Raw genomic sequence first — 23,570 nt, 5'->3', positions numbered from 1 at the left:
CTGGTTCAGAAATAACTGTGCATATTTGTTTGACGAGTTCGGGTGCGCTTGGCTACGCAGACGACTGCTGTTTACAGCCGGCGCATTGTCTTTCTGGCCCTACGCGAACACCCCATGTGCTTTTCGACCGCCCAAAACAAAACCCCTGTTCGCGTTAGCAAACAGGGGTTCTGGAATTTAATCTTGACGATGACCTACTCTCACATGGGGAAACCCCACACTACCATCGGCGATGCATCGTTTCACTACTGAGTTCGGGATGGGATCAGGTGGTTCCAATGCTCTATGGTCGTCAAGAAATTCGGGTACTGAGTCGTGACCAGATGGCCTCGCTTCAGCAAATTGGGTATGTGACAGCTTTCGGTGTTTTCGTGAGATCGAACTTTCGGTTCTATCGTCTTCACACACCGCAATCTGATGCTCTTTCGAGTAGTCAAATTGCTTGGGTGTTATATGGTCAAGCCTCACGGGCAATTAGTATTGGTTAGCTCAACGCCTCACAGCGCTTACACACCCAACCTATCAACGTCGTAGTCTTCGACGGCCCTTCAGGGGACTCAAGGTCCCAGTGAGATCTCATCTTGAGGCTAGTTTCCCGCTTAGATGCTTTCAGCGGTTATCTATTCCGAACATAGCTACCCGGCAATGCCACTGGCGTGACAACCGGAACACCAGAGGTTCGTCCACTCCGGTCCTCTCGTACTAGGAGCAGCCCCTCTCAAATCTCAAACGTCCACGGCAGATAGGGACCGAACTGTCTCACGACGTTCTAAACCCAGCTCGCGTACCACTTTAAATGGCGAACAGCCATACCCTTGGGACCGGCTTCAGCCCCAGGATGTGATGAGCCGACATCGAGGTGCCAAACACCGCCGTCGATATGAACTCTTGGGCGGTATCAGCCTGTTATCCCCGGAGTACCTTTTATCCGTTGAGCGATGGCCCTTCCATACAGAACCACCGGATCACTAAGACCTACTTTCGTACCTGCTCGACGTGTCTGTCTCGCAGTCAAGCGCGCTTTTGCCTTTATACTCTACGACCGATTTCCGACCGGTCTGAGCGCACCTTCGTACTCCTCCGTTACTCTTTAGGAGGAGACCGCCCCAGTCAAACTACCCACCATACACTGTCCTCGATCCGGATAACGGACCTGAGTTAGAACCTCAAAGTTGCCAGGGTGGTATTTCAAGGTTGGCTCCACGCAGACTGGCGTCCACGCTTCAAAGCCTCCCACCTATCCTACACAAGCAAATTCAAAGTCCAGTGCAAAGCTATAGTAAAGGTTCACGGGGTCTTTCCGTCTAGCCGCGGATACACTGCATCTTCACAGCGATTTCAATTTCACTGAGTCTCGGGTGGAGACAGCGCCGCCATCGTTACGCCATTCGTGCAGGTCGGAACTTACCCGACAAGGAATTTCGCTACCTTAGGACCGTTATAGTTACGGCCGCCGTTTACCGGGGCTTCGATCAAGAGCTTCGCGTTAGCTAACCCCATCAATTAACCTTCCGGCACCGGGCAGGCGTCACACCCTATACGTCCACTTTCGTGTTTGCAGAGTGCTGTGTTTTTAATAAACAGTCGCAGCGGCCTGGTATCTTCGACCGGCATGAGCTTACGGAGCAAGTCCTTCACCCTCACCGGCGCACCTTCTCCCGAAGTTACGGTGCCATTTTGCCTAGTTCCTTCACCCGAGTTCTCTCAAGCGCCTTGGTATTCTCTACCCAACCACCTGTGTCGGTTTGGGGTACGGTTCCTGGTTACCTGAAGCTTAGAAGCTTTTCTTGGAAGCATGGCATCAACCACTTCGCTAACTAAAAGTTAGCTCGTCATCAGCTCTCGGCCTTAAGATCCCGGATTTACCTAAGATCTCAGCCTACCACCTTAAACTTGGACAACCAACGCCAAGCTGGCCTAGCCTTCTCCGTCCCTCCATCGCAATAACCAGAAGTACAGGAATATTAACCTGTTTTCCATCGACTACGCTTTTCAGCCTCGCCTTAGGGACCGACTAACCCTGCGTCGATTAACGTTGCGCAGGAAACCTTGGTCTTTCGGCGTGGGTGTTTTTCACACCCATTGTCGTTACTCATGTCAGCATTCGCACTTCTGATACCTCCAGCAAGCTTCTCAACTCACCTTCACAGGCTTACAGAACGCTCCTCTACCGCATCACTTACGTGATACCCGTAGCTTCGGTGTATGGTTTGAGCCCCGTTACATCTTCCGCGCAGGCCGACTCGACTAGTGAGCTATTACGCTTTCTTTAAAGGGTGGCTGCTTCTAAGCCAACCTCCTAGCTGTCTAAGCCTTCCCACATCGTTTCCCACTTAACCATAACTTTGGGACCTTAGCTGACGGTCTGGGTTGTTTCCCTTTTCACGACGGACGTTAGCACCCGCCGTGTGTCTCCCATGCTCGGCACTTGTAGGTATTCGGAGTTTGCATCGGTTTGGTAAGTCGGGATGACCCCCTAGCCGAAACAGTGCTCTACCCCCTACAGTGATACATGAGGCGCTACCTAAATAGCTTTCGAGGAGAACCAGCTATCTCCGAGCTTGATTAGCCTTTCACTCCGATCCACAGGTCATCCGCTAACTTTTCAACGGTAGTCGGTTCGGTCCTCCAGTTAGTGTTACCCAACCTTCAACCTGCCCATGGATAGATCGCCCGGTTTCGGGTCTATTCCCAGCGACTAGACGCCCTATTAAGACTCGCTTTCGCTACGCCTCCCCTATTCGGTTAAGCTCGCCACTGAAAATAAGTCGCTGACCCATTATACAAAAGGTACGCAGTCACCCAACAAAGTGGGCTCCCACTGCTTGTACGCATACGGTTTCAGGATCTATTTCACTCCCCTCTCCGGGGTTCTTTTCGCCTTTCCCTCACGGTACTAGTTCACTATCGGTCAGTCAGTAGTATTTAGCCTTGGAGGATGGTCCCCCCATATTCAGACAAAGTTTCTCGTGCTCCGTCCTACTCGATTTCATGACTAAGAGATTTTCGCGTACAGGGCTATCACCCACTATGGCCGCACTTTCCAGAGCGTTCCGCTAATCTCAAAGCCACTTAAGGGCTAGTCCCCGTTCGCTCGCCACTACTAAGGGAATCTCGGTTGATTTCTTTTCCTCAGGGTACTTAGATGTTTCAGTTCCCCTGGTTCGCTCCATACACCTATGTATTCAGTGTAAGGTAACCATCTTATGATGGCTGGGTTCCCCCATTCAGACATCTCCGGATCAAAGTCTGTTTGCCGACTCCCCGAAGCTTTTCGCAGGCTACCACGTCTTTCATCGCCTCTGACTGCCAAGGCATCCACCGTATGCGCTTCTTCACTTGACCATATAACCCCAAGCAATCTGGTTATACTGTGAAGACAACATTCGCCGAAAATTCGATAATACTCAAAACTGAGTAACTCACAAATTTTACCTTAGCCTGATCCGTTACCAGTGAAAGTAACGTTCAGTCTATCTTTCTATCACATACCCAAATTTTTAAAGAACGATCTAATCAAAGACTAGAAATCAACATTCACCATCATAACGATGGAATGCTCATTTCTAAGCTTTCATAACGTAGAAGCAGTAGTGGTGGAGCCAAACGGGATCGAACCGTTGACCTCCTGCGTGCAAGGCAGGCGCTCTCCCAGCTGAGCTATGGCCCCGTATTTCTACAGGCGTTTCCCACACAAAATTGGTGGGTCTGGGCAGATTCGAACTGCCGACCTCACCCTTATCAGGGGTGCGCTCTAACCAACTGAGCTACAGACCCAATTTCGGGCTGCTTCTTATCGTCTTCTTCAATGAATCAAGCAATTCGTGTGGGAACTTATGGAGCAGCTGATGTCGTCGATTAAGGAGGTGATCCAGCCGCAGGTTCCCCTACGGCTACCTTGTTACGACTTCACCCCAGTCATGAATCACACCGTGGTAACCGTCCTCCCGAAGGTTAGACTAGCTACTTCTGGTGCAACCCACTCCCATGGTGTGACGGGCGGTGTGTACAAGGCCCGGGAACGTATTCACCGCGACATTCTGATTCGCGATTACTAGCGATTCCGACTTCACGCAGTCGAGTTGCAGACTGCGATCCGGACTACGATCGGTTTTCTGGGATTAGCTCCACCTCGCGGCTTGGCAACCCTCTGTACCGACCATTGTAGCACGTGTGTAGCCCAGGCCGTAAGGGCCATGATGACTTGACGTCATCCCCACCTTCCTCCGGTTTGTCACCGGCAGTCTCCTTAGAGTGCCCACCATGACGTGCTGGTAACTAAGGACAAGGGTTGCGCTCGTTACGGGACTTAACCCAACATCTCACGACACGAGCTGACGACAGCCATGCAGCACCTGTCTCAATGTTCCCGAAGGCACCAATCTATCTCTAGAAAGTTCATTGGATGTCAAGGCCTGGTAAGGTTCTTCGCGTTGCTTCGAATTAAACCACATGCTCCACCGCTTGTGCGGGCCCCCGTCAATTCATTTGAGTTTTAACCTTGCGGCCGTACTCCCCAGGCGGTCAACTTAATGCGTTAGCTGCGCCACTAAAAGCTCAAGGCTTCCAACGGCTAGTTGACATCGTTTACGGCGTGGACTACCAGGGTATCTAATCCTGTTTGCTCCCCACGCTTTCGCACCTCAGTGTCAGTATTAGTCCAGGTGGTCGCCTTCGCCACTGGTGTTCCTTCCTATATCTACGCATTTCACCGCTACACAGGAAATTCCACCACCCTCTACCATACTCTAGTCAGTCAGTTTTGAATGCAGTTCCCAGGTTGAGCCCGGGGATTTCACATCCAACTTAACAAACCACCTACGCGCGCTTTACGCCCAGTAATTCCGATTAACGCTTGCACCCTCTGTATTACCGCGGCTGCTGGCACAGAGTTAGCCGGTGCTTATTCTGTCGGTAACGTCAAAACAATCACGTATTAGGTAACTGCCCTTCCTCCCAACTTAAAGTGCTTTACAATCCGAAGACCTTCTTCACACACGCGGCATGGCTGGATCAGGCTTTCGCCCATTGTCCAATATTCCCCACTGCTGCCTCCCGTAGGAGTCTGGACCGTGTCTCAGTTCCAGTGTGACTGATCATCCTCTCAGACCAGTTACGGATCGTCGCCTTGGTGAGCCATTACCTCACCAACTAGCTAATCCGACCTAGGCTCATCTGATAGCGCAAGGCCCGAAGGTCCCCTGCTTTCTCCCGTAGGACGTATGCGGTATTAGCGTCCGTTTCCGAACGTTATCCCCCACTACCAGGCAGATTCCTAGGCATTACTCACCCGTCCGCCGCTCTCAAGAGAAGCAAGCTTCTCTCTACCGCTCGACTTGCATGTGTTAGGCCTGCCGCCAGCGTTCAATCTGAGCCATGATCAAACTCTTCAGTTCAAACATCTTTGGGTTTTTAAGAAACCCTAAACTTGGCTCAGCAATCGTTGGTTACATCTTTGATTTCTCGCGGAGTAACTTGTGATGCTGATAATCTTGTTGACTATCAGTCTGACTCCACAAGCACCCACACGAATTGCTTGATTCAGTTGTTAAAGAGCGGTTGGTTAAGATCTTTCGTCTCAACCGAGGCGCGCATTCTACAGCAGCCTCATTTGCTGTCAAGTGATTATTTTCAGAAGTTTTCGAAGAATTCTTCAACAACTTCAACCACTTGCGCTTCCGATCTCTCGTTAGCGGGAGGCGAATTCTACAGCGTTACACGCTGCTGTCAACACCTCTTTTTCTCCGCTTTCGACCGAGAGGATCGAAACGTTAATAGAGCCAAACAACACTGCTCTACCAACTCCTTCTGGGCTTCGATGAACTGAAGCAACTCGCTGTCGAATCTCGCATAACTCTTTGTTTACCAAGGAGTTTTCCGTTTCGACTGCGCCGGAAGTGGGGCGAATTATAGACTTCTAGGATCTGCCGTCAACCCCTTTTTTTCACATTTCTGTCATATAGGTCAAAAAGCCCCCAGAAACGCAAAAGCCGGCCCCAAGGGGCCGGCTTTCTTCCTACCGAGCCTTAAAGACTAGGAAAGGCAAACTGCGACGCTTCATGGCTCGCCCGTTGCGGCCAGCGCTGTGTAATCGCCTTGCGACGTGTGTAGAAGCGCACCCCATCCGGACCGTACGCATGCAAGTCGCCGAACAGCGATCGCTTCCAGCCACCAAAGCTGTGATAAGCCACCGGCACTGGCAGGGGAACGTTAACGCCGACCATGCCCACTTCGATCTCATCGCAGAACAGCCGTGCCGCTTCACCGTCACGCGTGAAGATACAGGTACCGTTACCGTATTCATGATCGTTGATCAGTTGCATCGCCGTTTCCAGGCTATCCACCCGCACCACGCACAACACCGGTCCGAAGATCTCTTCTTTATAGATACGCATCTCAGGCGTCACACGATCAAACAAACTCCCCCCCAGGAAGAAGCCCTCTTCGTGCCCGGCAACACTCAAGCCGCGACCATCGACAACCAGCTCAGCCCCCGCCGCCACTCCGTCTTCTATATAGCCACTGACTTTGTCACGCGCCTGGCCCGTCACCAACGGCCCCATATCCAGCCCGCAAGACGTGCCCGCGCCAATTTTCAGCGCCTTGACCTGCGGCACCAGCTTGGCAATCAACGCATCCGCCACTTGGTCGCCCACGCACACAGCCACCGAAATCGCCATGCAACGCTCACCACAGGAACCATACGCCGCGCCCATCAAGGCACTCACCGCGTTATCCAGGTCCGCGTCCGGCATCAGTACCGCGTGGTTCTTCGCCCCACCCAGTGCCTGCACGCGTTTGCCACGCTTGGTCGCTTCGGAATAAATGTATTCGGCAATCGGCGTCGAGCCCACGAAACTCAGTGCTTTCACTTCCGGTGCTTCGATCAGTGCATCCACCGCACCCTTGTCACCGTGCACCACACTCAGCACGCCTTTAGGCAAACCGGCCTCTTGCAGCAATTGCGCGATCAACAGCGTCGAGCTCGGATCACGCTCCGATGGTTTCAGGATGAAACAGTTACCGCAGACTATCGCCAACGGGTACATCCACAACGGCACCATCGCCGGGAAGTTGAACGGTGTAATACCGGCAACCACGCCCAGCGGCTGGAAGTCCGACCAGGCATCAATGTTCGGTCCTACGTTACGACTGTATTCGCCCTTCAGAATCTCCGGCGCCGAGCACGCGTACTCCACGTTTTCGATCCCGCGCTTCAACTCACCGGCCGCGTCTTCCAGCGTCTTGCCATGCTCTTCGCTGATTAACTGCGAGATGCGTGCTTCGTTCTGCTCCAGCAACTGCTTGAAACGAAACATCACCTGGGCGCGCTTGGCTGGCGGGGTATTACGCCACGCCGGGAACGCAGCCTTGGCCGAGTCGATCGCTTGTTGAATGGTTTCACGGCTGGCCAACGGCACATGGTGGATCACCTGGCCGGTCGACGGGTTATACACGTCGGCACTGCGGCCACTGTCGTTGACCATCTCACCGTTGATCAAATGCTGGATAAGGCTCATGCAGGGCTCCTGAAAAATTGTTCTATATAGAAGGAGAAATCAGTCGATCTTGTTCAGCACTCCGCCGACCGCATCGAACAAGCGATCCAGGTCCTGCGGCTTGCTGTTGAAGGTTGGTCCGAACTGCAGGGTGTCACCGCCAAAACGCACGTAGAAACCGGCTTTCCACAAGGCCATGCCGGCCTCGAATGGACGCACGATGGCATCACCGTCACGCGGGGCAATCTGGATCGCACCGGCCAAGCCATAGTTGCGAATATCGATTACGTTCTTGCTGCCCTTCAAACCGTGCAGCGCATTCTCAAAGTGCGGTGCGACTTCGGCTACGCTCTGCACCAGGTTTTCCTTCTGCAGCAGGTCCAATGCCGCCAGGCCAGCTGCGCACGCCACCGGATGCGCCGAGTAGGTGTAGCCGTGGGGGAATTCCACCGCATACTCCGGCGTCGCCTGGTTCATGAAGGTCTGATAGATCTCGCTGCTGGCAATCACCGCGCCCATCGGGATCGCGCCGTTGGTTACTTGCTTGGCGATGCACATCAGGTCTGGGGTCACGCCGAAGCTGTCGGCCCCGAACATCGAACCGGTACGGCCAAACCCGGTGATCACTTCGTCGAACACCAACAGGATATTGTGCTGGTCACAGATCTCACGCAGACGCTTGAGGTAACCCTGTGGCGGCACCAGCACGCCCGCAGAGCCGGCCATTGGCTCGACAAATACAGCCGCGATATTCGATGCATCGTGCAACTCGATCAGCTTGAGCAATTCATCAGCCAGCGCGATACCGCCCTGCTCCGGCATCCCACGGGAGAATGCATTGCTCGCCAGCAGGGTGTGCGGCAGATGATCAACATCCATCATCGCCTGACCAAACATTTTACGGTTGCCGTTGACGCCGCCCAGGCTGGTGCCGGCGATGTTCACACCGTGATAACCACGGGCGCGACCGATCATCTTGGTCTTGGTGGCCTGACCTTTCAGGCGCCAGTACGCACGCACCATCTTCACCGCCGTGTCGGCGCACTCGGAGCCGGAGTCGGTGAAGAACACATGGTTAAGGTTGCCAGGGGTCAGGGCCGTAATCTTTTCCGCCAGTTGGAAGGACAACGGGTGACCGTATTGGAAGCCCGGCGAGTAGTCCAAAGTCCCCAGTTGTTTGGACACCGCTTCCTGGATTTCCTTACGCGTGTGCCCGGCGCCACAGGTCCACAGGCCCGAGAGCGAGTCATACACCTTGCGGCCTTTGTCATCCATCAACCAGCTCCCTTCGGCGGCCACGATCAGCCGCGGGTCACGCTGGAAGTTACGGTTGGCGGTGTAAGGCATCCAGTGCGCGTCCAGCTTCAGTTGGCTGGCCAGGGACGATGGGGCGTTTTCGGGCATGTTCATCAGCAAAACCTCGCAAGGCAGAAGGCAGCGTCGGGATTGAAACGCGTGGTTGCAGCTAAATTGCCATGGCGATAAAGTCGGTGAAATCCAACTCTTCTAACCTTCAGTCAGGCCGTCACTAAACTATGAGCAGCCGTCGACCCGATCCCCTGGCCCAAGTCAGCGACTTCGATATCCGCCTGCTGCGCATTTTTCGCAGTGTGGTGGAGTGCGGTGGTTTTTCAGCGGCAGAAACCGTGCTGGGCATAGGCCGTTCGGCCATCAGCCAGCAAATGAGCGATCTTGAGCAACGCCTCGGGCTAAGGCTGTGCCAACGCGGCCGCGCCGGTTTCTCCCTGACCGAAGAAGGCCGCGAGGTCTACCAATCGGCCCTGCAACTCTTGAGTGCCCTGGAAAGCTTTCGCACCGAGGTCAACGGCCTGCACCAGCATCTGCGCGGCGAGCTGATCATCGGTCTCACCGACAACCTCGTCACCCTGCCCCACATGCGCATCACCCACGCGCTCGCACAATTGAAGGAACGCGGCCCGGATGTGCAAATCCAGATCCGCATGATCGCCCCCAACGAAGTCGAACAAGGCGTGCTCGACGGTCGCCTGCATGTCGGCGTGGTGCCCCAGGCAAGCGCCCTGTCGGGATTGGAATATCAACCGCTGTACAGCGAGCGTTCGCTGCTCTACTGCGCGGTCGGCCACCCGTTGTTCTATGCCGACGACAAGCAGTTGGACGACGCTCGCATCGATGACCAGGACGCCATCGCACCGACGTTCCGCCTGCCCGCCGAGATCCAGGCCCATTACCAGGCACTCAACTGCACCGCCAGCGCCTCCGACCGCGAAGGCATGGCATTCCTGATCCTCACCGGCCGCTATATCGGTTACCTGCCCGATCACTACGCCAGCCTGTGGGTACAACAAGGACGACTGCGCCCGCTGAAACCGGCTACACGTTTTTACGATTTGAGCCTCGCATCGGTCACGCGTAAGGGCCGTCGCCCCCATTTGGTGCTGGAAAGCTTCCTGGAAAGTCTAGCAGCAACGCGCTAACGCGGGCCTCGAGCAAAAAGCTGAGCACTTGGACAGTTTTTTGCAAGCCCACCAGGACCTAGAACTGTCCGACTCGAGTTTGCCCGCCATGCCACCAGAACCCTCCAGCTCCAGCGACCTCATCTACGGCCTCAACGACCGCCCGAAACCCGCTCCGGCCCTGCTCGCCGCACTGCAACATGTGCTGGCCGCCTTTGTCGGCATCATCACCCCGCCACTGATCATCGGCTCCTCCCTGGGCCTCACCGCCCATTTGCCCTACTTGATCAGCATGGCGTTGATGGTCTCCGGTGTCGGCACCTTCATCCAGGCACGTAGGCCATTTGGTATCGGCGCCGGGATGATCTGCCTGCAAGGCACCAGCTTTGCGTTTCTCGGCGCGGTGTTGTCGGCGGGCTTTTTGGTGAAGCAACGTGGCGGCAGCCCGGAAGACATCATGGCGATGATCTTTGGCGTGTGCTTTTTCGGCGCCGTGGTGCAGATCGTGCTGAGCCGCTTTATCGGCCAACTGCGCCGAGTCATCACGCCGTTGGTGACTGGAATTGTCATCACGTTGATCGGCATCAGTTTGATCAAGGTCGGCATCACCGACCTTGGCGGCGGTTTCAACGCCCCGGACTTCGGCGCGCCTATCAACTTGGCGCTGGGTGTGTTCGTGGTACTGACCATCATCCTGCTCAACCGCTCCAACACACCTTGGGTGCGCCTGTCGGCAATCATCATCGGCCTGGCCCTCGGTAGCCTGGCCGCGTGGTTCAGCGGCAAACTCATGCCTCAAGCCCTGCCCGACCTGCCGCTGGTCAGCCTGCCTATTCCGTTTCGCTTTGGTTTCAACTTCGACTGGAGCGCTTTCCTGCCGATCGCGCTGATTTATCTGATCAGCAGCATCGAAACGGTCGGTGACCTCACCGCCAACTGCATGATCGCCCGCCAGCCCATCAGCGGCCCTTCTTATATAAGCCGCCTCAAGGGTGGCGTCCTCGGCGATGGTGTCAGTTGCATGATCGCCGCCACCTTCAGCGCCTTCCCCAACACCACGTTCGCGCAGAACAACGGCGTGATTCAACTCACCGGCGTCGCCAGCCGATACGTCGGCTTATATATCGGCGTGGTGCTGTTTTGCCTCGGGTTGTTTCCATTGATTGGCGCAGTCCTGCAGCAAATCCCCAAGCCGGTCTTGGGCGGCGCGACCCTGGTGATGTTCGGCAGCGTGGCCGCCGCCGGTGTGCGCATCCTTGCTCAGGCACCGCTGGACCGACGCAGCATGCTGATCATCGCCACCTCGTTTGGTGTGGGCCTGGGTATCGCCGCCCAACCGAACCTGCTGCACTTGATGCCGACGCTGGTGCAGAACCTGTTCGACTCCGCTATCACCAGCGGCGGCCTGACTGCCATTGTGCTGTGCCTGCTATTACCGGAAGCCAAACCCACCCGCGTCGCCGCAAACCACACACCGGAAAGCGACACGCTGGAACCGCTTTGACAGTTTTATTGCATCAGGACTTGTCTGAGGCTTGAGGGTGGGTTATCTGTGCACACGTCGTCTCTATCGATCAGCACGGAAACCTCCATGAGCCTCGAAGTTCCTGCCCACAGCAACCAAGCCGGTAAACCCGCCAGCCGCATTCGGCAAAAGAACGAACAAGCGATTCTCCAGGCTGCTGAAGATGAGTTCGCGCGCCATGGCTACAAAGGCACCAGCATGAATACGATTGCTGCCAGTGCCGGGCTGCCAAAGGCCAACTTGCACTACTACTTCACCAACAAACTGGGCCTGTACATCGCGGTGCTCAGCAACATCCTCGAACTGTGGGACAGCACCTTCAACGCGCTGACCGCCGAGGACGACCCGGCCGTAGCCCTCACCCGCTACATTCGCACCAAGATGGAGTTCTCGCGGCGCCAACCCCAGGCCTCGCGGATCTTCGCCATGGAGATCATCAGCGGCGGCGAATGCCTCACCGAATATTTCAGCCAGGACTATCGTGCGTGGTTCAGTGGCCGCGCGGCGGTGTTCCAGGCCTGGATCGACGCCGGCAAGATGGACCCCATCGACCCCGTGCACCTGATCTTCCTGCTGTGGGGCAGCACCCAGCACTACGCCGACTTCGCCACCCAGATCTGCCGCGTCACCGGTCGCACCAAGCTGACCAAGCAGGACATGGACGACGCCGGCACCAACCTGATCCACATCATTCTCAAGGGCTGTGGCATCAAGCCCGTCCAATAAACGAAGCGACTTATGCCTTTCACGCTCACCGGCCTTTGCGAATTTCGCGAAGAAATACGCAAAAGCCGCTTCATCACGCTCGCCGCACCGATCACCAGCCCGCAGGACGCCCAGGCTTTTTTCGAGCAGCACAGCGACCTGAACGCCACGCACAATTGCTGGGCCTGGAAACTCGCCGATCAATACCGCAGCAACGACGATGGCGAACCCGGCGGCACAGCCGGGCGGCCGATCCTGGCGGCCATCGAGGCACAGGGTTTTGATCAGGTCGCGGTGCTGGTGATTCGCTGGTACGGCGGCATCCAACTGGGCACCGGCGGGCTAGCGCGTGCGTACGGCGGTGGCGCGAATAAATGCCTGCAAAATGCCGAACGCATCGAATTGATCAGCCGTGTGCCCTTAAGTTGCGCTTGCGGGTTCGCCGAGCTCAACCTGGTGAAACTGCGCGTGGCTGAACTGGGCGGGCTGGTGGTGGAAGAAACCTTCACCGCCAACGGCGTCGAACTACAACTGGCGGTGGGCGAAGCGCATATCGACACCCTGCAAATTCAACTCGCCGACCTCAGCCGTGGGCGTATCCTGCTACAACGCTGAACGCCCTGAACCGCAACGCTAAAGGAAGCTTTTCATGCCTACGCCAAAAACCGCATTGATCATCGGCGCATCGCGCGGGCTGGGCCTTGGCCTGGTCAAGCAACTGATCCAGGACGGCTGGGATGTGACCGCCACCGTGCGTGATCCGAGCAATGCCGATGCGCTGAAAGCCCTCGGCCCAACGCAGATCGAAAAGCTCGACATGGACGATCAACAAGCCGTGATCGCCCTGAGCAAGCGTCTCAAGGAACGCACCTTCGACCTGCTGTTCGTCAACGCCGGCGTCAAGGGACCCGCCAATCAAGAACCCGGCCACGCCACCCTGGCCGAAGTCGGCCAACTGTTCTTCACCAATGCCGTGGCGCCGATCAACCTGGCCCAGCGCTTTGTCGGGCAGATCCGCAAGGACAGCGGCGTACTGGCCTTCATGAGTTCGGTACTGGGCAGCGTGACCATCCCCGACGGGGCGGACCTGGCGCTGTATAAGGCCAGCAAGGCGGCGCTCAACTCCATGACCAACAGTTTTGTCACCCAACTGGGTGACCCTAAACTCACGGTGTTGTCACTGCATCCAGGCTGGGTGAAGACCGATATGGGCGGCGAAAATGCGCACATCGATGTCGACACCAGCGTGCGCGGCCTGGTGGACCAAGTGAATGCCTACACCGGTAAAGGCGGCCATCACTTCATCGATTACAAAGGCGACACCATCGCCTGGTAAATACCCATCCACTGTGGGAGCGGGCTTGCCCGCGATAATCTCAAGAGCACCGCGCTCCTACAGATAGACCCGAACATAGACTACAAGTAAACTCTGCCCCTCGCCTTCACCGGCGACCCTGGATCAGCAGACAGGGCAACACTGAGCTGGCAAACCTGAACCCATCATTCAGAGGAGCCGGCCAATGCCTGCGACCCGTATCTGGTTAAAAAACCCCCTCGCGATTTTCACTGCCAATGGTCTCGATGGCCGTGGCGGCCTGGTGCTGCAAGACGGTGTGATCACCGAAGTACTGGGCTGGGGAAGAGAGCCTGCCGTGCCTTGCGGGCATGTCTTCGACGCGCGCGAACATGTGATCCTTCCCGGCCTGATCAACACCCACCACCACTTCTATCAAACCCTGACCCGCGCCTGGGCGCCGGTGGTCAATCAGCCATTGTTCCCTTGGTTGAAAACCCTCTACCCGGTCTGGGCGCGGCTGACCCCGGAAAAACTCGCCCTGGCGTCGAAGGTGGCACTCGCGGAGTTGCTGCTTTCTGGCTGCACCACGGCGGCAGACCACCATTACCTGTTCCCTGACGGCCTGGAAAACGCGATCGACGTGCAAGTTGAAAGCGTGCGCGAATTGGGCATGCGCGCCATGCTAACCCGCGGCTCCATGAGCCTCGGCGAAGCCGATGGCGGCCTGCCTCCGCAGCAGACCGTGCAACAGGGCCAAGTCATCCTTGAAGACAGCCAACGCCTGATCCGCGACTATCACCAGCGCGGCGACGGCGCACAGATCCAGATTGCCCTGGCCCCCTGCTCGCCGTTTTCCGTCACCCCGGAAATCATGCAAGCCAGCGCCGAACTGGCCAACAGCCTCGACGTACGCCTGCACACCCACCTGGCGGAAACCCTCGACGAAGAAGACTTCTGCCTGCAACGCTTCGGCCTGCGCACCGTGGATTATCTGGACAGCGTCGGCTGGCTCGGCCCGCGCACCTGGCTGGCGCATGGCATTCACTTCAACCCGGATGAGATTGCGCGCCTGGGCGCCGCCGGCACCGGCATCTGCCACTGCCCAAGCTCGAACATGCGTCTGGCGTCCGGCATCTGCCCGACGCTGGACCTGCTGGCAGCAGGCGCGCCTATCGGCCTGGGCGTGGATGGCTCCGCCTCCAACGATGCGTCAAACATGATCCTTGAAGCACGCCAAGCCCTGTACATCCAGCGCTTGCGTTACGGCGCGGAAAAGATCACCCCGCAAGGCGTGCTGGGCTGGGCGACCAAAGGTTCAGCGCAGTTGCTCGGGCGTACAGACATTGGCGAATTGGCGGTAGGAAAGCAGGCCGACCTGGCGTTGTTCAAGCTGGATGAGCTGCGTTTCTCCGGCAGCCACGACCCAATCTCGGCACTGCTGCTGTGCGGTGCGGATCGGGCGGATCGGGTGATGATCGGCGGCAAGTGGCGTGTGATTGACGGCCAAGTGGAAGGCCTGGACCTGAAAGGCTTGATCGCCGATCACACCCAGGCGGCACGGCAGTTGATGGCCGGAACCTAATCCAAACAAAGCTCCCACATTAGTTTTGGGGTGTGCCGAAGACCCTTACAACCCCAACAACGACAACATAATGAAGGTCGCAAACAACACAAAATGCGTCATCCCTTCGATGGCATTGGTTTCGCCATCGTTGAGGTTGATCGCGCTCACAATGAGCGTGATCAACACCATCACGGTCTGCACCGGCGTCATCGCCATCTGGAAGGGCTGGCCGGTGTAGAGCGCCATGGCTTCCATCACCGGCACCGTCAGGATCACCGTCGACAACGAAGCACCCAACGCAATATTCACCACCGACTGCATGCGGTTCGCCAAAGCGGCGCGCAACGCCGTCAAAATTTCCGGCGCTGCCGAAATGGCCGCGACCACAATCGCCGTGATCACCGGCGGCGCGCCCGTGCCTTCCAGGCCAAGGTCCAGGGTCTTAGACATCACTTCGGCCAATGCACCGATCACCACCACCCCAAACACCAGCGTGCCGATGGAAAATGCCAGGTTAACCGACGGCGCTTCCTGTTCTTCCGGCTGCTTCTTGCGGCGTTTTTCCGGGTAGCTGTAGCTGAAGAAATAACTGTGCGGCCCCACCTGCATGCGCAGGAACAGGGTGTACAACACCACCATCGCGCCAATGGTGAAGGCCGAGTAAATTTTCCAGTCGGCTTCGGGGATGAATTCCGGCACCACCATCGACACGCCCATGGCGGTGAGGATCATCACGCTGTAAGTACGCGCCGAATCGTCGTTGTAGGACTGTTCACCGTGCTTGATACCGCCCATCAGCGCAGCCAGGCCGAGAATCCCGTTGATGTCGAGCATTAGGTTTTTCTAGACACATGAATTCATCTAGAAGGTATAAACCGTTACAGATCAAAAGCTTATCCAACAGTTTTGACACCTGAATCTTGACACCCACTTCCATGTGCTTCGGATACCCCAGACGAAAAAACGCTGAATTCATCGGCACTCCACTACCTCCCATAGGCTGTGAACGGAAGAGAGATTCCCACAATGATCGACATGAGGTCATCGTGGCCAGGTTGCCCATCACCTCGGATTGACGGTTGGGAAACCCTAGCGCACCGTCCATCGCCTTTGCCCCCCCAAATCACCAATCTCAAGGGTGGACAGCTGGCGCGTATCGCAGTGTTGTCTGCGGCGAGGCGCGGGATGTCCAGTCACACTTGAAAAGAATTACGGTTTGCGCTGGACGTGATTCAAGCCGATTCGGATACTAATATTAGCTTCGACACTACAAGCTAGGGGCCGAACACCAACTGGACTAAATATATGCGGAGGTAGTGCTAGTATCCGTAGAACACGGCGACGGATAAATCGATAATTGGTTCAAACGCTAAGTCAATATTGATTTAATTAATGCCCCGCCAGCAGTCCCGGCAAAGAGCTATTAGAGACGACTTGGTTGAGGATGACCAAGCAATCGCTCAGTGAAATGCTCCCTAGGAACTGAGTACACTGGGAAGCAGCAACCGCCTTCCTTGTGCTCACCCACGCTTAGGTATGCCGATAACGACGAACCCTCTTCTCTAGCCTAATCCTTACCCCCCTGCGTATTCGCAGATAAGCGTCCAGGCCGGCAATTCCTTATCAGCGAAACGCAGACCAACAGATATACCAAACAATATATCAATTGTCGGCCAACCTTTCACTGCGACGTGAGGTTAATGCAAAATCCCGTCCCGAAATACATGTAAGAGTATGCTTTTAATACACTGTTTAAAACTTTAAAAGCACGCACGAAAGTTCTTGACCAGAGCAACCAGATCACTACGCTATGCCGCTTTCAACGTAGGATCTCATTATGCTTACCTACCAAGTGCAGGATGATCGCATCACATTCAAGTGGGATGATGATGAATGTATTCACGACTACAGAATTTCTACTATCCACACTCCATCGTGGGTCGACAAAGAAGTGCTCTATAAAGTAGCCGATGCGGTTAGGGTATTATGCATCACTGGAGAGACCACTAGCTATTCAGGACGCTTCCGGGCAAGTAGATATATCTTCAACCACGTTACCAAGTTCCGGTTAAAGTTCCCACCTGCGGAAGATGACTGGAGCAACTTCATACTTACACACTACTCCCATCACCTCTACAACAAAGATCATAAGCCCAAAACCCGATATGACCATTGGAACGCGGTGGCGTTTATTTACAAAAAACTGAGGCGGGATGGATTCATACCGGAAGACACATTCATCCCAGATGCAAAAGCGAATTCCGTCAGTCAGCCGGAGAATATGTCTCAACCGGCTGGTTACGGGACTGTGCACACGCCTATTCCCAAAGGGCCACGATTTCTGCTTCCCAAAAAATACCTTGTGGAAGAAGGGTTGAGTTTTGAAGATGACGTGTACCTACTTAATCTTAAGAACACTCTCGAGACAAGGGCCGATGCCATTGTCGAATGCTCGGTAGACTACTGGAAGCGAATGCTAAGATGCCACGCCCGAGGTGATGAGTTATGTAAGAACATCTCGAACGACGAAATCGAGGCGGTGCTTGAGAGCGGACAATTCAGCAGAAATGGCATGCATCTTGCGCATCCAGATTCGCCTACAGGTATCAACTGGTTTCTAGCCGTCGCTCGATATTACGCCGAACAGACTGACGAGCTTAAATCGATGACATTCGACGACCTGCAAGAACTACCTTTCTTTAGGCCCGTCATCTACAACTCCCATAGCAAGCCAAAACTTAGGGCACGACTATGGGAGGCTGCCGGCGACGACTGTATCGATAACAATACAGTTAATGAAACTTTCAACCGACTACTCGGCTACTTGTCACCCAGAGACTGCGCAGTTGCAAGTGCGATCATTGCATCAGAAAACCCTTCGTTCAATCCATCATCACTGACCAACATAAGGTTATACCGACGAGACGGAAAATTCTATCTACGCGGCAATAGTGACACCAAGCGAATAACAGTCAGCGTTAGCAAACCTCGCGCGCAGTCACGCAAGGTCGCTGTACTTCCCCCATTGAGCACTCGGATCGTTATGGATGTGATTCGGTGTACAAACATGCCAAGACGACGCCTTTTATCGGAGGGTAAGAGCGGGTGGAGGAAGCTGTTCCTTGTCTCGAGCAGAAACCAAATTGGCTCCAGTCCTAACTTTGCAAAAACCTTGACTACAAATGCTGGACTCTCTCTGCACGATTTATATAAAGATGAACTAGACAAAGTAGGCGTAACTCCAAGCATGGTCAATCTCTACACGATCCGATGCACTCAAGGGATTTTGGAGTTTTTGCGTACTGGTAGTCTCCAGGCCGTAGCGGACATGCTGGGTAACTCTTTGCAGGTGGTCAGAGATAAATATATTCCGGCCTGGATGGTTCATCGATGGGCGACGAGGTTTTTCAGGGTGCTACATCAAAAGGTCATCTTAGTAGCAACAGAGGGCGAGCCTTGGCAGTTAGCTGCATCTGACTTTAGCACTCGAGAAGAGCTACAGGCTTTCGTCCGACGGATACTATTAGGCCTTAAGAAGGGAGATCCCCTAAGCGAAGCCTTACGCTCAAAGCTTGGTCATTACTCGCCTGATCCCAGCTCTCTAATTGAAATGTTTGTAGAGCGCGAGCTGCTGTTTGATCGGAGTGCGGGTAGCCTTGCCGCGATCTACGCATACGCAGATGCCGTCGATAAGCTTGCACTAGAAGAACGCTCGGTGATCGATGAGCGAACCAGCGTGCCCCTATGGATCTTCCCGGTGCTCAGGGATTTAGTAGCGAAAACAGTTTCCCTCGATTTCGATAGCGCATCTAACGCTGAGATGGCTATCGCGGAAAGGGTCTCGGGCGATTCCATGAGTGAACTCCGGAAATCGCATGCTCGTGCGACCATCCTGAAACACGACCTTCGTCCGCTAGTCTCGCTTTCTGTTTGGAAGGCCGTCTAATGGAAGACTTTTCATTCGACGAGCGTCGTATCAAAGCGATGATCGAACAAGCGGAACGGCAAAGCAAAATCTATAAAAGAAGCCACAGCTATCAAGCAGATTGGCTGGTAAGGGGCGGGATCGGAAGTCAGGAATGGTGGGTCAGTTTTCCGGGTGGGTCAAAGCTTCAGTGCATGAGCTTTGATCGCTTGATGGCGGACGGCACCAACCTCACCGACGACTCTAATAAACTGCTGCTAGAAACGGTGCAGAAATGGTTATTTCACTGTCGCATGGGCACCATTACAGGTAAACCAGTCGCGGAAGGTCGATGGATTACATACTTTAGCTTCGCTATGAATTTGGCAGCACGCGCCAATCTTTATAAAGACACTTATGAAACCTGCTCGCATGGCTTCCGGCTCTTCGATGAGGACGCTTGCAAAGCTATCGCCGAAACTTTCAGTCAGGGTGGATGGACTGCTGCTTTGTTGTTGAAGGAGCGTTTCATTTCACACCTGCTTGATATCTTACCTGTCTCCTTCTCATTAGAGGATCTCATATCAGCCCCGGACGCCCTACCAGTTGAGCTCACAAGAGAAGCGATTTCCTACTTCACTCGAAACGATCTCTATGTCTCCAGCGCCCAAAGCAGCACCTATGATAAAGGATTGCTTTCAAGAGACTATATTGGCTCCATTCTCGGTCGACCTTCAACGTCTCTGCATAATGCAAATTTCCGCCTGTTCATTAGGCAGTTTGAGCCAACCTTGGCCCATGACGAATTACTACAAAGAGGTGTGCGCACAAATCTTCACAGCACTCAAAACACTAAGACATTAGATGAAGCAGCTGAAGGGGCAATGGGCATCAGCTCTTTCCAGGATACTATGTCATGCCTAAAATTGTTTTTCCAAGGCCATGATATCCTGCCCGAAGACATCCCCGACATTAAACTTAACATTGATCAACTTGTTCTTAATTACAAGCCACATTTGAAGCCAGGTGGCCACACCAAATTGCTACCTCTTGATATTGGCTTCAAATGCCTGAACCAAGCCTGCAAGTGGATAACCGTCTACGGGAATGCCATCGTTGAATCTCTGATTTTTTATATCGAGCAATTCGTCTCTATTGACGAAGATAATTCATTGTCGAAACAGTCCGTAAAAAAGAACGAGTTCTTCCAGAAAACGAAACACCTTTGGATGACGACAGGCATGGAAAACTTACCTGCGCAGCCGCTATTCCAAGCGCTCGCCATAAGCAGGCTCCAAACCAAAGAGAAGAAGAATTTCCCTGTAGACAAAAACAACTACAAAATGGTAATGGAATCTTTTTATGGCGCTTGCGCCATAATTATCGGCATCATAAAACCTATTCGGAACATTGAGCTTAGCACCCTGGAGCGCAACTGCCTTTCTACCGACCGGGGCAACAATGGCGCTTTTATGGGCCACATGGTCGGCAAAACTGGGGAGTTGGGTGCAAACGACTTCATTGAACGCCCTATCCCCTACGTTGCGGCTCATGCCATCCAGCTACTCCAAGTGCTCGGCGAAAAGCTGGCAGGTATCTATGGGGATGAATCGGAGTACGCACGGAGGCTGTTCTATATTCCTGGCAGGGGATTCAAATGCCCTAGTGGCGGAATTCCCGAATGGAAAGTAAACTTGTGCATTAATACTTTCTGTGATGTTGTCCACCTGCCCGTCGATAAATTGGGTCGGCGATGGTATGTGCGCATTCACGAGATGAGAAAATTCTTCCTCCTGCTCGTACACAGGCACGTAGGAGATTCAGGGAAGGAATTGCTGAGGTATATGGCAGGTCACTCCAATAGGAAGCATATTGACGATTACACAGATTATGAGCCATCAGACTCGGAAGCCGTCCGATATGAATCCGAATGCATCGATGACAAGCTCATTGCTCTTGAAAACGGCTTACTGTCCAAAGATACAAACCAAGGGCTTCTAGCACTTTACACAGAAGCCTTGAAGCACTTTAAAGCCACTAGCATCGCCTCGATTAGCAACAAGGAATTACTCAAATACTTAGACAAAATGGTGCAACAACCTGAGTTCGATATGACCACATATAAAGTCAGGCTTGAAACTTACGATGAAGAAATCTACACCATTGATTTCGCTATTTGTCTAGGAGGCCAAAAAGATGAGAGATACAACAAATAAAAACCTCCACTCTCGCCACACTTGGCTTTCACAGGTGCTATCTAAAGAAATTACACCGTCGAAAGCCCAGCTTCGAGCTCTATCCTCGATGCGAGGCTTCTGCGAACTGGAGGTCGCTGGCTGCTTCACATCGATTTCGCTCAACTCCCTGAAGCAAGCGGCTAAGGTTGCACAGTTTGGCATCTCTGGGTCAAGCCTGTGGGACAAGATGCTACAGATGAGAACCATGGCATTCGCCCTGTTGACACCCAAGGTTAACCCGGCGCCGGCGCCTAACCTTCCTTCAGACAAGGATCAGGCACGCATCGCGCTGCTGGAGGCTCACATCGCCTCGATGGCGTACTTTGACATCCTGACTTTCCTAGAGCGTGTTGACCCTCAAAGCACCCGTAGCGCTGATGAAATCCGTGCAGCCATCGCACTTAAAGTCAAAACGTCCAAGGCCAAATATCACTCTTTCCTGATAAGCGACCAGATATTTTCTTCAGAGAAAATGAAGGTTATCGACGGCGGCAAAAAGGATGGGTAAGCAACTCTACACGGAATATGAGTCCGTAAGCGTACCTGACAAAGCTATGCCGGTTCGGAAGACTGGGGCGTTCATTGGAAAGCCACGCATTATCGGAAATTTCGTACTTATTCGTTGGCCCAACGGGAGGCCATGTAACCTTGCCAATCTATGGTTGAATGAGATCTGCGCGTCCACAGGCGCCAGGGATTCTGCGCGAGTAGACGCGGCGCTCATCACGCATTTCGTTCGCTTCTGCTCTGTCAAGAATATTCAATTCGGTAATTTCAACGAAACTAATTTTCAGGATTTTACTAAACAGCTAGTTGAAGAAACCAAATCCACCCTTCGTGGTATCGAACCAGCAAGGAACAACAACCGCACCCGGCTAATTCAGCATACCATGCTTAACTTTCTGCACTGGCTAACCGAAAATTACCCAAATCTATCTAAAACACCATTGATAGGCTTAAAGAATAGCGGTGCAAACATCACGATATCTTACGAGACAAATCCCAAAACCAAGCGATGCTACATGGTTCATCCACTGCTCGTAGCTCCCGTGCCGTACAACGATGACAAGGTGGCAATAGACGAACATATCATCCAAAAAATCCAGGATGAGATTTTCCGGAAGCGAGACTGGGAGGATCTGCCTGCTAGCTCCAGACTTAAATCAATCAGTGACCTCGATCTTTACGATGCTACCAGTGTGTATCTATACGAACGGCGGATGTTCACGTTAAGAATGATGAAGCTCACAGGACTACGTCCTGAGGAGCTGTTTGACCTCGACCTTGAGCTCAATCAAAACATTTCGAACACACTGGAGATTGTGATCCCCACTAAAAAGCGCGGAACTCCGGCACCGTTACGCCGTTTTAAAATCAATGCTGCAGATGCAAGGCGGTTCGCAACTTACGTGGAAGCTAGGAAAGCTTATATTGACTTCATGGCAGATCGTAATATTTTTTTCGATCAGCCAAACCATATATTCCTAGGTGAGAACGGTAGTCGACTGAAAAAAGAGTCAATCACTAAGGAGTTTGACCGACTGTGTTTAGGTGCTGGTTTGTCAGGCACCCGCGTTTGCCTGTCCATGTTTAGACATCGTTTTGTCACGCGTCAAATCAATATCAGGCTGGAGGAAAGATTCGCCCAAACCCCCGCTCTAAAGAAAGGGTGGACGCCGGCGCTGCGAGACGATGTTTGCGCAGAGGTGGCACAACTCACCGGCCACACTGACCCTGCATCTCTCCACCATTATTTTCACGCTGAATACAAGGCGCTCACCTCGAGCTCTACCTACAGTTCAATGCTTGAGGCCCAGGACGAATTGGACTCTGTTAAAGACACGCTCACTGCTCTGGAGCATAAATCCAAGCTGCAAAAAATTGATCTGTCGGTTGAGATCCGAAGCGTCAAAGCTCTGGTTGAAAAGCTGGAAATGCGGCTAAGCAGCCGCGAGAGTGCTGAGTAGTGTTGCTGCTCCACCCGAACGGCTTGTGAACCTGAGTCATCACAGTTTCACGCGCTGCCGGTGTGGGTTTACCGATACCAGGGAGAATATTCAGATGCGAATAGTCCGTGCGCTATGGGATCTCATCCGCCAAGACCGCCGTCCTCAGCGTGAGATTGAGCGCGAACTTGCGTTCATCCAAGCCGCGAACAGCCTCCAGACCCTTAGGGTGACGCCGGAAGGGGCCATGTTCATTGATCCAGAAGAGTTCCGGGAGCAAATTGTCTCCGCACGTGAGCAGTTGAAGCACCTCGTACACGACCCAAGAGCGCTTGGCGGGCCGTTCCGAGCATCTGAGAGCCATAGGGCGGATGAGGGCGCGGGTTTCGCCGTCGAGGCTCCTGTGGAGCCAATGGACTGCATTGAGGTCGTGGCCTGGCGTAGGCTTTCCAGTGGCG

The 23,570-nt window shown here is 54.0% G+C and carries 12 protein-coding genes, 2 tRNA genes, 3 rRNA genes and 1 pseudogene; 10 read left to right on the top strand and 8 right to left on the bottom strand.

Annotated features, from left to right (window positions below; all coding sequences use genetic code 11):
- Positions 1 to 181: 181 nt before the first annotated feature.
- From rrf to aptA, 7 genes are all read right to left on the bottom strand, one after another.
- Positions 182 to 297 (bottom strand): 5S ribosomal RNA (gene rrf / locus HU722_RS04575).
- A 156-nt stretch (positions 298 to 453) separates the two neighbouring features.
- A 23S ribosomal RNA gene (locus HU722_RS04570) occupies positions 454 to 3,345 on the bottom strand.
- Positions 3,346 to 3,594: 249 nt separating this feature from the next.
- Positions 3,595 to 3,670: transfer RNA gene (locus HU722_RS04565), tRNA-Ala, on the bottom strand.
- 30 nt (positions 3,671 to 3,700) lie between these two features.
- A tRNA-Ile gene (locus tag HU722_RS04560) sits at positions 3,701 to 3,777 on the bottom strand.
- Positions 3,778 to 3,859: 82 nt separating this feature from the next.
- A 16S ribosomal RNA gene (locus tag HU722_RS04555) occupies positions 3,860 to 5,396 on the bottom strand.
- Together the 16S, 23S and 5S rRNA genes with 2 tRNA genes alongside form the textbook arrangement of a ribosomal RNA operon.
- A gap of 630 nt (positions 5,397 to 6,026) precedes the next feature.
- Positions 6,027 to 7,520: a CoA-acylating methylmalonate-semialdehyde dehydrogenase gene (locus HU722_RS04550; RefSeq protein WP_065874240.1), complete on the bottom strand. Its 1,494-nt coding sequence runs from the start codon at positions 7,518 to 7,520 to the stop codon at positions 6,027 to 6,029.
- Between the two features lie 39 nt (positions 7,521 to 7,559).
- On the bottom strand, positions 7,560 to 8,909 hold the full coding sequence (gene aptA, locus HU722_RS04545) for an omega-aminotransferase AptA (RefSeq protein WP_065889014.1): 1,350 nt from the start codon (positions 8,907 to 8,909) through the stop codon (positions 7,560 to 7,562).
- A gap of 125 nt (positions 8,910 to 9,034) precedes the next feature.
- Between aptA and HU722_RS04540 the strand changes: the two genes are divergently transcribed.
- The 6 genes from HU722_RS04540 (at position 9,035) to HU722_RS04515 (ending at position 15,043) form a co-directional block, all read left to right on the top strand.
- Positions 9,035 to 9,955 carry a LysR family transcriptional regulator gene (locus HU722_RS04540; protein WP_065889016.1) on the top strand — a complete coding sequence of 307 codons (921 nt, stop codon included), beginning with the start codon at positions 9,035 to 9,037 and terminating at the stop codon, positions 9,953 to 9,955.
- An 88-nt stretch (positions 9,956 to 10,043) separates the two neighbouring features.
- On the top strand, positions 10,044 to 11,438 hold the full coding sequence (locus HU722_RS04535) for a uracil-xanthine permease family protein (protein WP_065889018.1): 1,395 nt from the start codon (positions 10,044 to 10,046) through the stop codon (positions 11,436 to 11,438).
- Positions 11,439 to 11,525: 87 nt separating this feature from the next.
- Positions 11,526 to 12,185 (top strand): TetR/AcrR family transcriptional regulator, encoded by a 660-nt coding sequence (locus HU722_RS04530; protein WP_049710168.1) that lies wholly within the window; start codon positions 11,526 to 11,528, stop codon positions 12,183 to 12,185.
- A gap of 12 nt (positions 12,186 to 12,197) precedes the next feature.
- Positions 12,198 to 12,779 (top strand): IMPACT family protein, encoded by a 582-nt coding sequence (locus HU722_RS04525; protein ID WP_065874244.1) that lies wholly within the window; start codon positions 12,198 to 12,200, stop codon positions 12,777 to 12,779.
- 34 nt (positions 12,780 to 12,813) lie between these two features.
- On the top strand, positions 12,814 to 13,500 hold the full coding sequence (locus tag HU722_RS04520) for an SDR family oxidoreductase (RefSeq protein ID WP_065879956.1): 687 nt from the start codon (positions 12,814 to 12,816) through the stop codon (positions 13,498 to 13,500).
- Between the two features lie 184 nt (positions 13,501 to 13,684).
- A complete protein-coding gene (locus HU722_RS04515) occupies positions 13,685 to 15,043 on the top strand; it encodes an 8-oxoguanine deaminase (protein WP_065889019.1) in 1,359 nt (452 codons plus the stop codon).
- A gap of 45 nt (positions 15,044 to 15,088) precedes the next feature.
- On the opposite strand, the pseudogene HU722_RS04510 reads toward HU722_RS04515, so the two are convergent.
- A pseudogene (locus tag HU722_RS04510) lies at positions 15,089 to 15,862 on the bottom strand (calcium:cation antiporter); the annotation flags it as partial.
- Between the two features lie 1,000 nt (positions 15,863 to 16,862).
- Here HU722_RS04510 and HU722_RS04505 point away from each other — a divergent pair.
- The 4 genes from HU722_RS04505 to HU722_RS04490 are packed head-to-tail and all read left to right on the top strand — an operon-like array spanning position 16,863 to position 23,133.
- Entirely contained in the window at positions 16,863 to 18,971 is a 2,109-nt protein-coding gene (locus HU722_RS04505; protein WP_186754790.1) for a hypothetical protein, read from the top strand.
- Positions 18,971 to 21,145, top strand: a complete 2,175-nt coding sequence (locus HU722_RS04500) for a hypothetical protein (protein WP_186754788.1) — start codon at positions 18,971 to 18,973, stop codon at positions 21,143 to 21,145. Before HU722_RS04505 ends, HU722_RS04500 begins: the two co-directional genes overlap by 1 nt.
- Positions 21,126 to 21,674, top strand: coding sequence for a hypothetical protein (locus HU722_RS04495; RefSeq protein WP_186754787.1), 549 nt, complete (start codon positions 21,126 to 21,128; stop codon positions 21,672 to 21,674). The genes HU722_RS04500 and HU722_RS04495 overlap by 20 nt, the downstream gene beginning before the upstream one ends.
- Entirely contained in the window at positions 21,667 to 23,133 is a 1,467-nt protein-coding gene (locus tag HU722_RS04490; RefSeq protein ID WP_186754786.1) for a tyrosine-type recombinase/integrase, read from the top strand. The genes HU722_RS04495 and HU722_RS04490 overlap by 8 nt, the downstream gene beginning before the upstream one ends.
- Positions 23,134 to 23,570 lie beyond the last annotated feature (437 nt).

Origin of the sequence: Pseudomonas tritici (assembly GCF_014268275.3) — a bacterium.
Taxonomy (GTDB): Bacteria; Pseudomonadota; Gammaproteobacteria; order Pseudomonadales; family Pseudomonadaceae; genus Aquipseudomonas; species Aquipseudomonas tritici.
This window is presented reverse-complemented; position numbering and strand designations above follow the sequence as displayed.

Bases quoted from the DNA above. Each gene is read 5' to 3' on its own strand.
- HU722_RS04550 (WP_065874240.1), bottom strand. From the start codon at position 7,520: ATGAGCCTTATCCAGCATTTGATCAACGGTGAGATGGTCAACGACAGT.
- aptA (WP_065889014.1), bottom strand. From the start codon at position 8,909: ATGAACATGCCCGAAAACGCCCCATCGTCCCTGGCCAGCCAACTGAAG.
- HU722_RS04540 (WP_065889016.1), top strand. From the start codon at position 9,035: ATGAGCAGCCGTCGACCCGATCCCCTGGCCCAAGTCAGCGACTTCGAT.
- HU722_RS04535 (WP_065889018.1), top strand. From the start codon at position 10,044: ATGCCACCAGAACCCTCCAGCTCCAGCGACCTCATCTACGGCCTCAAC.
- HU722_RS04530 (WP_049710168.1), top strand. From the start codon at position 11,526: ATGAGCCTCGAAGTTCCTGCCCACAGCAACCAAGCCGGTAAACCCGCC.
- HU722_RS04525 (WP_065874244.1), top strand. From the start codon at position 12,198: ATGCCTTTCACGCTCACCGGCCTTTGCGAATTTCGCGAAGAAATACGC.
- HU722_RS04520 (WP_065879956.1), top strand. From the start codon at position 12,814: ATGCCTACGCCAAAAACCGCATTGATCATCGGCGCATCGCGCGGGCTG.
- HU722_RS04515 (WP_065889019.1), top strand. From the start codon at position 13,685: ATGCCTGCGACCCGTATCTGGTTAAAAAACCCCCTCGCGATTTTCACT.
- HU722_RS04505 (WP_186754790.1), top strand. From the start codon at position 16,863: ATGCTTACCTACCAAGTGCAGGATGATCGCATCACATTCAAGTGGGAT.
- HU722_RS04500 (WP_186754788.1), top strand. From the start codon at position 18,971: ATGGAAGACTTTTCATTCGACGAGCGTCGTATCAAAGCGATGATCGAA.
- HU722_RS04495 (WP_186754787.1), top strand. From the start codon at position 21,126: ATGAGAGATACAACAAATAAAAACCTCCACTCTCGCCACACTTGGCTT.
- HU722_RS04490 (WP_186754786.1), top strand. From the start codon at position 21,667: ATGGGTAAGCAACTCTACACGGAATATGAGTCCGTAAGCGTACCTGAC.